The sequence below is a fragment of the Pseudovibrio exalbescens DSM 16456 genome (genome assembly GCF_000422785.1).
Taxonomy (GTDB): Bacteria; Pseudomonadota; Alphaproteobacteria; order Rhizobiales; family Stappiaceae; genus Pseudovibrio; species Pseudovibrio exalbescens.
Map to the genome: position 1 here is coordinate 1 of NZ_AUGS01000001.1, position 12,145 is coordinate 12,145.

Below are 12,145 nucleotides of genomic sequence, written 5' to 3' on the forward strand. Positions count from 1 at the left end.
AGACCGATCGCAAACGAGATCGGCACACCGAACGTCACCAGCACGGCGAAAACGCCAAACAGGATAAGTGCGCTTTGCAGTTCCATGGGGGACTCTCTTCAATTCTCGGCTTACTCGGCCGCATCCTCAACTGGCTTGTCGTTCGGACCGGTGCCGGTGCCGTTGATCAGGCCGATGGCAAATTCAACGCAGTAAAACAGGATCACCGCCCCGGAGAACGGAATGGCTGCGTAGACATAGCCCATGGGAATGCGCAGGGCCGGAGAAACCTGGCCCGTGGACAAAGTCTTGGCCACAAGGTTGTAGCCGCCGTACAGCATGATCGTGATCGCAAACACCGCGATCGCAAGCGTGATGAACAGGTCCGAAAGCTGCTTCGTGCGCCCAACAAGCGAACCGGTCAAAAGATCAATCGCAAGGTGACGGCGCTGGCCAAGCGTATACGCCGCGCCAATCAAACCAATCCACATGAACATGAACCGCGCCATCTCGTCCGTAACCGTGCTCGGCTGACCCAAGATAAACCGCGATACAACCTGCCAAACAACACACACTACCAGAACAGCAAATACCAGAACGGTAACTGTGCTGAGCATCTTATTAACTATATTGGTCAGCGCCTTCATTTTTCTTCCCTAGTGATGGACTTGCGCCGAGCCGCCTGCCGCATTCCTCCTGCGGTGGGCGACCAATTTGATGAACGGTGCCTGGATGCGCCGTTCGCTGGGCTAATCCGGGTTATCCTGCAGGCTACGCAATAACCCATAGTCCGCAAGAATCTGCCGAAATAACTGTGCCCGTCTTTCATCGCGCATTTTTCGATATTGGTCAACCAATATAATAAAATGGTTTGACAATGAGGGCGAATTATAGAAATGTACAGGTGTCGGGGCAGCAGATTCTGTTCGCCTCCGGCATACCAAAGTGAGAACGATCACTGTGCGCTCAGTCCCATCTTGAGCTTTGATAAAAAAGGGTTTCAGCCCGTGCGTCGTCCTCCTGGCGTACGGGTTGGTCCCGAAGCCTCGGAAATCGGTCAACCAAGGTTTTTATGGGTTGGCCCGGGTTCTGGCGAACAGGTGCGCAGCCTGCCTCCCGGCAGCGCAATTTGGTCATTTGTGATTTAAGACGCAGCTCCGACACCCGCGACGGACTGCCAGACTGAGGTATTTGGAAGACGATGCTTGAGCGCATGGAAGGTGCCGACAACGCGTTGGCCTGTCTACACGACGAAGACTACGATGTTCCCTTCAACAAACAGAACCTGAATTATGAAGGCCTGATTTTCGTTGGAGGCCGGGAAGCCGAGTCGCTGAATGGCGAATGGAACTTCTGTGTCGATCTTCTGGACACCGGTTTGCGTCAGAAGTGGTTCGCCATGACCCCGATGCCGGCGGAAGAGCGGCCAGAACCATATGATTACGATCCGTATGTTGGTGAAACGGTACCGGTGCCATCTTGCTGGTCCATGCTAAAAGAGAAGTGGTACTTCTTTGAAGGTAGCGCGTGGTATACCCGTGCCGTGGATATTGCAGAGATGCCTGCCGACGAGCGCTTGTTCTTGCGTATCGGCGCGGCACAGTACGACTGCAAAGTTTTCCTGAACGGCGAGTTTCTGGGTAACCATTATGGCGGTTCCACACCATTCAATGTTGAGTTGACCGACAAGGCGAAAGTTGGCCAGAACTGGCTGATGCTGTGTGTCAACAACGCACGTACGCTGGATCGTGTGCCGATGCGTAACACGGACTGGTTCAATTATGGCGGTGTCTATCGCGCCGTCGAATTGTATCGCGTTCCGAAAACCTTCGTGAAGGATTTGTTTGTTCGGATGTTGCCGGACGACACATATTCGAAGATTGCCATCGACGTGGAAGTTGATGGGGATTCCAGCCAATCCGCCAAGGTTTCAATTGCCGAGCTGGGCATTGATGAAGAGATTGCTCTGGACGCCAATGGCAAGGGCAAGGTGATTGTCGAAGCGAAACCAGAGTTGTGGTCTCCGGAAACGCCGCGTCTATACGATGTGGTCGCTACCGCAGGCTCGGATCGCGTGACTGATCGTGTTGGCTTCCGCCAGATCAAACAGATCGGCGAAGAGCTGTTCCTAAACGGAAAGTCTGTATTCCTTCGCGGGATCTCGGTTCACGAGGATGATGAGTTTCAGGGCAAGGTCTTACTGGATGACGACCTGAAGCAACGGTTCCAGCATGCGAAAGAACTGAACTGTAACTTCCTGCGTCTCGCCCACTACCCGCATGACGAGCGTGCTTCGAAGCTTGCAGATGAGCTTGGCTTCATGCTGTGGGAAGAAATTCCGGTGTACTGGGCAATTGATTTCAAGAACCCGGCCACATTCAAGGATGCGGATAACCAATTGCGTGAACTGGTCAAGCGTGACCGCAATCGCGCCTCTGTCATCATCTGGTCCGTTGGTAACGAGAACCCGGATACGGATGAGCGTCTGGCCTTCATGAAGGGCTTGGTGGATACGGCCAATGAGATGGATGGAACACGCCTGACATCTGCGGCCTGTCTGGTCAACCACACCAAGAACCGCATTGAAGACCGACTGGCTCAGTACATCAACGTGATTGGTATCAACGAGTACTACGGTTGGTACGAAGAGAACTTTGATGATCTGATCGAGTTCCTGGACAACTCTGACCCTGGCAAACCGGTCGTGATTTCCGAGACTGGCGCTGATGGTTACATCGGCGAAGGGAAGCTGGAAAAGGGGTTCTTCAGTGAAGCCTACATGGCCGAGGTGTATCGCAAACAGATTGCAACACTGAAAGAGCGGGCCTTTGTGAAAGGTATTTCGCCGTGGATTCTCTACGACTTCCGCGTTGAACGCCGCCAGAACATGTACCAGCGCGGTTGGAACCGAAAAGGCCTGATCGCGTCTGACAAGAAAACCAAAAAGGAAGCGTTCAAGTTGCTCTCTGACTTCTACGCCACCTTGAAAGAAGAACGCTGATAGGGCTTTAGGAATGAAACTGGACGTCAACAAGCGTCGGTATCAGGATGTTGCGGCTTCTCTGCGCGATGAACTCGCGCAGGGTACCTACGCAATCGGAGATCGGCTCAGAACCGAGCGCCAGATCTCGGAGGAACTGGGTGTAAGCCGTTCGCTCGTACGCGACGCAATGATCATGCTGGAAGTCGAGGGGCTTGTTGATGTTCGCAAGGGGTCTGGCATTTATGTCAGACGCCTGCCCGAAAGCGCTGATGATGAAGGCAAGGGCAACGACATCGGTCCATTTGAGTTGCTGCAGGCGCGTCAATTGCTTGAAAGCAATATTGCCGGGTTTGCAGCGACTGTTGTCACCAAGGCAGATATTGTGCGTATGCGAGAACTGCTCGATCAGGAACGTGCAGAACTCGATGCGGGTGGTGATGCCTATATGGCCGATGAGCTGTTTCATCGACAAATCGCCATAGCGACGCAAAATGCGGTGCTTGTGAGCGCTGTCGACAACCTTTGGGGCATGCGAAACCGGTCGCGCATGTGGGAGAGACTTCATGACCGGGTTTTTGACTGTGGCTATCGCGTGAAATGGCTGGAGGATCACCAGTCCATTTTGACGGCCCTTCAATGTCGAGATCCGCAGATGGCTCGTCAGGCGATGTGGCAGCATTTGGAAAATGTGCGTCTGACACTGCTTGAGCTGTCGGATGTCGACGATCCTGCATTTGATGCGTACCTGTTTGATGCCGACCCCTTGGCGGCAGTGCGCGAAGCTTAACCAGGGCGTACGCCCTTTGAACCATAAAGAGAAAGCACATGGAACAGACTTGGCGCTGGTATGGCCCAAACGACCCGGTAACGCTCTCCGACATTCGTCAAGCCGGAGCCACCGGAATCGTGTCCGCTTTGCATCACATTCCGAACGGTATTGTTTGGCCGGTAGAAGAAATTCAAAAACGCAAGGACGAAATTGAGGCAGCCGGTCTGGTTTGGTCCGTTGTGGAAAGCATCCCGGTTCATGAAGACATCAAGACACGGACCGGTGACTTCCAGAAGTACATCGATGCGTACAAGCAGTCGATCCGCAATCTGGTTGCCTGTGGCATAACAAAGATCTGCTACAACTTCATGCCGGTTCTGGACTGGACGCGCACCGATCTGACTTTTGAGTTGCCGACGGGCGCAACCTGCCTGCGGTTCGATGCTGACATCTTCGCTGCGTTTGATCTGTACATTCTGGAGCGCAAAGGTGCTGAAGCTGAGTACACAGCAGAAGAGATCGAGCGTGCAAAGGCGGCATTTGCAGCCATGACCGACGCAGACAAGGACAAACTGGTAAAGACAATCATTGCTGGTCTGCCAGGCTCCGAAGAAAGCTACACGGTTGAGCAATTGCGTGAGCATCTTTCCACTTATGATGGCATTGATGCTGACAAGCTGAGAGAGCACCTGGCGTTGTTCCTGCAGGAAGTTATCCCAGTGTGTGTGGAAGAGGGCGCCCTGATGGCAATCCATCCGGATGATCCGCCCCGGCCACTGCTTGGTTTGCCTCGTGTTTGCTCTACTGAGAGCGACTATGAGTACATTGCCAAGGCGGTCGATAATCCTGCAAACGGATTTACCTTCTGTACCGGTTCTCTGGGCGTGCGCCCGGACAATGACCTGGTCGGCATGGCCAAGCGTTGGGCGGATCGTATCCACTTTGTGCACTTGCGGGCAACCAAGCGCGAGGACAATCCGCTTTCCTTCCATGAAGCCGATCACCTTGATGGTGACGTGGACATGGTCGGTGTCATCAGTGCGCTGGTGGATGAAGAAGATCGCCGCCACAAGGATGGATGGCAGGGTCGCATTCCGTTCCGTCCTGACCATGGCCACGCGATGTTGACGGACCTCAAGATGAAGTCAGCTCCGGGATATCCGGCAGTTGGTCGTCTTCGTGGTCTGGCTGAACTGCGCGGTGTCGAGCTGGCTGTTCGTCAACTGCGCGGCTGATCCATCGGCATTCTAGCTATTTGAAAAGGCCGGGGGCTTATGCCTCCGGCCTTTTTTGTTGCCATCGTCTTTTTGGGAGGAAACGACTCAGGCGTGCGCAGCTGCCAAGTGCTTTTCTGGCGCGGATGCGGTGGGGGAGACCATCGATCCAGGGCTGCGGTAGTCTTGCAGCCGGCGCAAGTTGGAGCGTGCGCGGCTGCGGGGTCTGTAGTCCACGTTGATGCCAAGCTCGTTGATCATGGCAACCAGTTGGCTTCTGGAATAGAAACCCAGCGCACTGAGCAGGGCGGAAACGTGGTGTTTTACGGTTGCTTCAGAGATGCCGAGATCGTGCGCGATTTGCTTGTTCAGCTTGCCTTGCTTGAGGTAGTTGAGGATGGTCGCCTGACGTCGTGTCAAATTTGCCAGTCCTTCATAAAAATCCTGCGAGAAAGCTACATGATTGTCGTTGGTCCGGTTTTCTGACGGATCATGGCGGATGCCGCGTAGCAACGTATCCTGAAGCTGAGAAAACTCTGCGGATTTGGAGATCGTGGTTTGAGCGCCCCGGGCGATGAAGTAGCCGCTCAGTCCTTCATCTTCGTGGTCCGTGATGATCACGAGCCTCACCATCTCGGTTGTCTCCTGCAGTATGGTGGCGGTGCTGAGGCCTGGTGCTTTGTCCATCTTCGGGTTAACGAGAAGGGTCGAACCCGGATGGGCCGTGGCGTGGCGCTGCAACTCGTCAAAACATGTGGTTGTGAACACTTTGACGCCGGGATACGCGGAGGTGTAGATGCCTGCCAGCGCAGCCGCGAAGGCTGGATGAGGATCGCCGATAACCACAGTTGCGCCGGTTTGTTTGATGCCGGCGGTATTCAGTATCGATTGGTTATCCCTGTACATAGTTTCTCCTCCCAAAGAACGCTGCCTAAGTGATTTAACCTAGCTCTTGAAAAAAATACATACATATGGTTTTTTTACAAGACACTTTGAGGGGAAAAATGGAAAAAATCGGAATCATGGCCTCGGAGCCCGGCTCGAAAACACATCAGGCGCAAAAAAGCGATCGGATGAAGAGGGATATCGTTCTTGCGGCAATAAAATGTCTGCACGAGAAGGGCTATCACAGTGCATCCATTAAGAAAATCGCGGAGGCGAGTTCGTTCTCTCAAGGTGCACTGCAGCATCACTTCAAGACAAAAGAAGATCTGATGGTGTTCGTCACGGAACGCGTGTTGGACAAGTCTCTTCGTTTGACCCAGCAGTGGATAAGTGAAAATACGGGAACGGCTCTCAAGATCTCGGAATTGATGAAGGACTGGTGGGAGAATCAAATGCATTCCCCAGAGTTCATCGCCATGATGGAAATACTGGTGGCTGCTCGTACCGAGGAGAGCTTGCGCAAACGCATTGCCCCCTCAATTGATGCCTATGCTGACAAGACTGAGGCTGTAATCACCGAGTATCTGCAGCTTTGCAATACCAACATCGTCAGCATTGATCTGATCCTTACCGCTTCCCGCAGCATGATGTCCGGTTTTGTAATGCTGGATGCCATGTTCCGTACGGATGAGGAAATACAGACCTATATCCATCAATGGGCTGCCATGCTGGATCTGATCGCGGACAGTCGTCCCGACCAGTTGGCTCATTGAATAGGTGGTTTGAAAGACAAGGTTAGCTCTCGACTTGGTCTTTCAAACAGCGCTTGGCCTCGCCGTTGATTGTTTTCAACTCACGAAGGGTTTGGTCGATCATTGCGCGCCGGTGTTCAAGATCGCGGATTGTCTCATCGGTTCGGTCGACGAGATACTCGAGTTGTTCCCGTTGTCCGGTGCCGGAGTGTTTGTAGAGGTCCAGGTAGTGCGAGATCTCTGTCAGCGAGTAGCCGATGGATCTGGCTCTGAGGATCAGCGCCAAACGGGCCCGATCCCGCTTTGTAAAGACCCGATGCCCATTGACCCGTTGAGGGGAGAGCAGGCCTTTGTTCTCATAGAAGCGAATAGCGCGAGTGGACACACTGAATTCTTCCGCCAACTCCGAGATGCCGAACAATTCCTGATCGGTCTCTGCGGCGATTTTCATGTAGTCTTTAGGTTTGCTCGCGCTATCTGCCATGATTTAGATGATTTCGCCAAGTTTCATGGCAACGCTCATGTCGCCGTCTACCTTGACTTTTCCCTGCATGAAGGCCGCTGTTGGGTTCAGATCGCCATCAATGATTGCCTGGAGGTCTTCCAGGGCCACGCTGATGGTGCAATCCGCCTCCTTGTCAGTGGTGGAGACTTCGGTGCCGTCGATCACCAGAATGCCATCGTCGCCGCAGTCGAACTTGATTGAGCTATCGAAGCCGCTGGATGCAACCTTGTCTTTAATTCCCGCAGCAATCGCGTCTACGCTCATTGCTTTTCCTCCGTTACGTGTAGAAGAGTGGTCGTGCCTCGTTGACGTATAGTGGAAGCTAGTGCAGTGTGCGGGATCAGTAAAGCGACGATGCCTTGAAGGCGCTGATTTTCCCACCAAAGTTCTAATTGTGCCAGCGGCAGAGTGATCGGAGGGCGAGGCTCGCATTGGGCATTGATCTTCCGGCGAGCGCAGCTATAACCGTCGAAATGGCAAATCCCAATCCCCCCTTCGTGTACGATCCACCAATGGTGCCGCAGTTGGATATTCTCCATGCGGATGACCAGATTTTGGTTCTGAACAAGCCCTGCGGTCTGTTGTCAGTGCCGGGTAAGGCTGAAGCTCACAAGGATTGCCTCGAAGCTAGAGCGCAAACCGCGTTTCCTGATGCACGGATCGTGCACCGTCTGGACATGGATACCTCTGGCGTGCTGGTCATGGCAATGAACCCTCAGGCGCATCGACATCTGGGTTTGCAATTCGAACGCAGAAAAACGAATAAAACCTACATTGCACGCGTTTGGGGGCATGTAACGAACGACACCGGATTGGTGGACTTGCCCTTGCGGTGCGACTGGCCAAATCGGCCCCGGCAAATGGTCTGCTATGAGCAGGGGCGTCCGGCTCAAACCCACTGGAAGGTGCTTGCACGAGAGCGGGAAACGACAGTTGTCGAACTCTCACCAATTACCGGCCGCTCGCATCAGTTACGCGTGCACATGCTCAGTCTTGGGCATCCTATCATCGGTGATCGGTTTTATGCGCAAGGCAGCGCTTTGACAGCCGGTGACAGATTGCATCTTCACGCGCGCTCTTTGGGATTACATCATCCCGCTGATGGCGAGTTCATCTGGTTCCATAGTGACGTGCCCTTTTGAGATCCGGAGAGAATCACCTAAGGAGCCAATTCCGGATTTGTCATGAAATTGTATACGCTGATGAACGTTTGACAGGCTTCTTACTGAGCGATATTTTTGGTTGGTATCGTATTTGAACGTATAAAATACGTGTAATACCGTATTTTATCGCCTTTTGATTTGTGACCAATTTGTTTTTATTGTGTTTCAGGTTTTCGGTTTTGAGCAATTATTTACAAAACTGAATTGGAATATCAGCGTTACATCTCATATATCTGCCAAAATTGATTTATATCATCTTGAGTGGACGTTTTTTGTTACACTACTGTTCTAGTCACTACGGGGTTAACGCCGGGCTTGGCGATCGATTGCGGGATTATGTGACAAGCATGTCCTGTAATCGGCCCTGTGACTTCTCACTGGGCTATTGGAGGATCAACATGCCGGTCAGTAATCGCGAAGAACTCGACGCTCTCGTCGCGCGCGTTAAAAAAGCACAGAAAATCTACGCTGAGTACTCTCAGGAACAGGTAGATGCGATCTTCCGTGCGGCCGCTCTCGCAGCAGCTGACAATCGTATTCCGCTTTCACGCATGGCTGCAGAGGAAAGCGGCATGGGTGTCATGGAGGACAAGGTTATCAAGAACCAGTTCGCCTCCGAGTACATTTACAACAAGTACAAGGATGAGAAGACCTGCGGCATCCTTGAAGAAGACGAAACCTTCGGTACCATCACAATCGCAGAACCTACCGGCCTGATCTGCGGCATCGTTCCAACAACAAACCCAACCTCAACCGCAATCTTCAAGGCCTTGATCAGCCTCAAGACCCGCAACGGCATTATCTTCAGCCCACACCCACGCGCCAAGAATGCAACAAATGAGGCAGCGCGTATCGTTCTGGAAGCAGCCATTGAAGCTGGCGCTCCGAAGGATATCATCGGCTGGATCGATACACCGTCCGTTGAACTGTCCAATGCTCTGATGACCCACGACGACATCAACCTTATCCTGGCCACCGGCGGCCCGGGCATGGTGAAGGCAGCTTACTCTTCCGGTAAGCCGGCGATCGGTGTGGGCGCTGGTAACACTCCGGTTGTTGTCGACGAATTTGCCGACATCAAGCGTATGGTTGCATCCGTCCTGATGTCAAAGACCTTCGACAACGGCGTGATCTGTGCCTCCGAGCAGTCCGTGATTGTCGTTGATGCTGTTTATGAACAGGTCAAGGAACGCTTCTCCACCCACAAGGGCTACATCCTGAAGGGCAAAGAGGTGAAGGCTGTAAAGGACGTTCTGATGAAGAACGGCACCTTGAACGCAGCAATCGTTGGCCAGCCCGCCTACAAGATTGCCGATATGGCTGGTGTGAAGGTTCCCGTAGATACCAAGATCCTGATCTGCGAAGTTACCGACACCTCCGATGCGGAGCCGTTCGCACACGAAAAACTGTCTCCGACGCTGGCCATGTACCGGGCCAAGGACTATGACGATGCCTTCAAGAAGGCCGAGGATCTGGTCGCTTTGGGTGGCATTGGTCACACTTCGGTTTACTATACCGATCAGGACCGCTGTAAGGATCGTGTGAAGGAATTCGGTAACCGCATGAAGACGGCCCGTATTCTGATCAACTCTCCAGCTTCCCATGGCGGCATCGGTGATCTTTACAACTTCTCTCTTGCTCCGTCCCTGACGCTGGGCTGTGGCTCCTGGGGTGGGAACTCCATCTCTGAAAACGTTGGTCCAAAGCACTTGATCAACAAGAAGACTGTTGCAAAGAGAGCCGAAAACATGCTGTGGCACAAACTTCCAGAATCCATTTACTTCCGTCGTGGCTGTCTGCCAGTTGCACTGGAAGATCTGAAGGGTGCAAAGCGTGCGCTGATCGTTACCGACGGCTTCCTGTTCAAGAACGGTTACACCGACGAAACCGTAAAGACCTTGAAGAAGCTGGGCATGGAAACGGACGTCTTCTACGACGTTGAAGCCGACCCAACACTGTCCATCGTGCGCAAGGGTGCTGCGCTCTGCAACTCCTTCAAGCCGGACGTGATTGTGGCGATCGGTGGTGGCTCTCCAATGGATGCGGCCAAGATCATGTGGGTGATGTATGAACATCCAGATGTAGACTTCGCCGACCTGGCTTTGCGCTTCATGGACATTCGGAAGCGTATCTACAAGTTCCCGAAGATGGGCGTGAAAGCCAAGATGGTTGCGATCCCGACCACTTCCGGTACTGGGTCTGAAGTAACACCGTTCGCGGTTGTTACGGACGATGAAACCGGCATCAAATACCCGATTGCTGACTATGAGTTGACGCCGAACATGGCGATCGTGGACGCAAATCTGGTCATGAACATGCCGAAATCCTTGACCGCGTTCGGTGGTATCGATGCGATCACCCACGCGACTGAGGCATACGTCTCCATTCTGGCTAACGAGTACTCCGACGGTCAGGCGCTTCAGGCCCTCAAGCTTCTCAAGGAAAACCTCGTTGAAGCTTATGAGAAGGGTGCAGAGGCTCCGGTGGCTCGTGAGAAGGTTCACAACGGCGCGACCATCGCTGGCGTTGCTTTTGCAAACTCCTTCCTCGGTGTGTGTCACTCCATCGCGCACAAGATCGGGTCTGCGTTCCACGTACCGCACGGTCTGGCAAACGCGATGCTGATCTCCAACGTGATCCGTTACAACGCAACCGACAACCCGGCCAAGCAGACGGCGTTCTCTCAGTATGACCGTCCGACCGCCAAATGCCGGTATGCGGAAATCGCTGATCACCTGAAACTGACTGCTGTTGGCGACAACAACGATCAGAAAGTTGAAAAGCTGATTGCCTGGATTGAGAGCGTGAAGAAGTCCCTCGATATTCCGGCAGGTCTGAAGGACCTCGGTATCACTGAAGAGCAATTCAAAGCCAAGTTCGACGAAGTTGCTGTTGAAGCATTCGATGACCAGTGCACCGGCGCAAACCCGCGCTTCCCACTGATTGCCGAAATCAAGCAGCTGCTTCTGGACGCCTACTACGGTCGCGTCTACGTGGAAGGTCGGGCTGAAGATGTAGCCGATTTTGCTGCTGAAAAGGCGAAGAAAGAAAAGGCCGCTACTGCAGCTGAATAAGCGGTCAGCTCCTCAAAACTCATTGGCCCGGCAGCTTTCGCTCCCGGGCCTTTTTTTGTTGGTGTTGCTGTACCTTTGTTGGCCGTTGCGGTGAGGGCGCGATAGGGATTTCAAGAAGAGGGTGATCCTTGATCAGGTAGGATACGTAGTTTTAAGGTGCACAGATGAAAGGATCGCCCGCATGCGCAGCCTCAAATCTCTCGCCCTCGCAGCCATGATGACGAGCGCTATGAGTGTCAGTGCTCCAGCCGCACCCGCCAATATAAGCTTCATAGTGGAACGCAATGGTTCGCCTATCGGAACCTATTCAACGCGTTTTTCCGGCTCCAGCAACAATTTGAGTGTTGATGTAGACATGCGATTGCGTGCCCGGTTTCTTGGCATTCCGGTCTATCGTTTCAACTATTCGGCCAATGAGCGCTGGCGGAATGGTCAGCTGCAAGCGCTTGATGTATCGCTGGACAACAATGGCGAAAAACGCAATCTGGAGGGCGAGCGCGCTGGCAACAGGTTTGTCTGGACGGCAAACGGAGAACAGCGCAGCGTCAACGGAAACATTTTCCCGTCCAACCACTGGAATCCTCAGGTCCTGCGTCAAAATCGGGTTTTGAATACCCTGACTGGAAAGGTCAGTCGCGTGAGTATTCGGAACCGCGGAACTGAACAACTGCAATGCGAGAACCGGACGATCAATGCAACTCGCTATCAGTACACCGGGCAGATCGATACAGAGGCGTGGTATGATCAGCAAGGCCGGTGGGTGGGACTTCGGTTCAAGGCACAGGATGGATCGACAATTTTCTTCAGATGCAAAGGCTAGG

The 12,145-nt window shown here is 53.2% G+C and carries 11 protein-coding genes; 7 read left to right on the forward strand and 4 right to left on the reverse strand.

What is annotated here, in order from left to right; genetic code table 11:
• Window positions 1-110: 110 nt before the first annotated feature.
• Complete coding sequence (locus G512_RS0100010) at window positions 111-626, reverse strand: TRAP transporter small permease (protein ID WP_028479916.1); 516 nt, start codon at window positions 624-626, stop codon at window positions 111-113.
• A 554-nt stretch (window positions 627-1,180) separates the two neighbouring features.
• Here G512_RS0100010 and G512_RS0100015 point away from each other — a divergent pair.
• From G512_RS0100015 to uxuA, 3 genes are read left to right on the forward strand one after another with little or no spacing between them, the layout of a single operon-like run.
• Window positions 1,181-2,980 carry a glycoside hydrolase family 2 protein gene (locus G512_RS0100015; protein WP_028479917.1) on the forward strand — a complete coding sequence of 600 codons (1,800 nt, stop codon included), beginning with the start codon at window positions 1,181-1,183 and terminating at the stop codon, window positions 2,978-2,980.
• Window positions 2,981-2,993: 13 nt separating this feature from the next.
• Window positions 2,994-3,749: an FCD domain-containing protein gene (locus G512_RS0100020; protein ID WP_028479918.1), complete on the forward strand. Its 756-nt coding sequence runs from the start codon at window positions 2,994-2,996 to the stop codon at window positions 3,747-3,749.
• Window positions 3,750-3,787: 38 nt separating this feature from the next.
• Window positions 3,788-4,966, forward strand: a complete 1,179-nt coding sequence (gene uxuA / locus G512_RS0100025; protein ID WP_028479919.1) for a mannonate dehydratase — start codon at window positions 3,788-3,790, stop codon at window positions 4,964-4,966.
• A gap of 87 nt (window positions 4,967-5,053) precedes the next feature.
• On the opposite strand, the gene G512_RS0100030 is transcribed toward uxuA, so the two are convergent.
• Window positions 5,054-5,851 (reverse strand): response regulator transcription factor, encoded by a 798-nt coding sequence (locus tag G512_RS0100030; protein WP_028479920.1) that lies wholly within the window; start codon window positions 5,849-5,851, stop codon window positions 5,054-5,056.
• 98 nt (window positions 5,852-5,949) lie between these two features.
• On the opposite strand from G512_RS0100030, the gene G512_RS0100035 reads away from it, so the two are divergent.
• Window positions 5,950-6,603 (forward strand): TetR/AcrR family transcriptional regulator, encoded by a 654-nt coding sequence (locus G512_RS0100035; RefSeq protein ID WP_028479921.1) that lies wholly within the window; start codon window positions 5,950-5,952, stop codon window positions 6,601-6,603.
• A gap of 22 nt (window positions 6,604-6,625) precedes the next feature.
• On the opposite strand, the gene G512_RS0100040 is transcribed toward G512_RS0100035, so the two are convergent.
• Window positions 6,626-7,066, reverse strand: a complete 441-nt coding sequence (locus tag G512_RS0100040) for a MerR family transcriptional regulator (protein WP_036487831.1) — start codon at window positions 7,064-7,066, stop codon at window positions 6,626-6,628.
• A 3-nt stretch (window positions 7,067-7,069) separates the two neighbouring features.
• Window positions 7,070-7,351 (reverse strand): SCP2 sterol-binding domain-containing protein, encoded by a 282-nt coding sequence (locus G512_RS0100045; RefSeq protein WP_028479923.1) that lies wholly within the window; start codon window positions 7,349-7,351, stop codon window positions 7,070-7,072.
• Between the two features lie 209 nt (window positions 7,352-7,560).
• On the opposite strand from G512_RS0100045, the gene G512_RS0100050 reads away from it, so the two are divergent.
• The 3 genes from G512_RS0100050 (at window position 7,561) to G512_RS19460 (ending at window position 12,144) form a co-directional block, all read left to right on the forward strand.
• Window positions 7,561-8,229, forward strand: coding sequence for an RluA family pseudouridine synthase (locus tag G512_RS0100050; RefSeq protein WP_028479924.1), 669 nt, complete (start codon window positions 7,561-7,563; stop codon window positions 8,227-8,229).
• 419 nt (window positions 8,230-8,648) lie between these two features.
• Window positions 8,649-11,324 carry a bifunctional acetaldehyde-CoA/alcohol dehydrogenase gene (gene adhE / locus G512_RS0100055; protein ID WP_028479925.1) on the forward strand — a complete coding sequence of 892 codons (2,676 nt, stop codon included), beginning with the start codon at window positions 8,649-8,651 and terminating at the stop codon, window positions 11,322-11,324.
• A gap of 181 nt (window positions 11,325-11,505) precedes the next feature.
• Window positions 11,506-12,144 carry a DUF6134 family protein gene (locus G512_RS19460; protein ID WP_051268649.1) on the forward strand — a complete coding sequence of 213 codons (639 nt, stop codon included), beginning with the start codon at window positions 11,506-11,508 and terminating at the stop codon, window positions 12,142-12,144.
• Window position 12,145 lies beyond the last annotated feature (1 nt).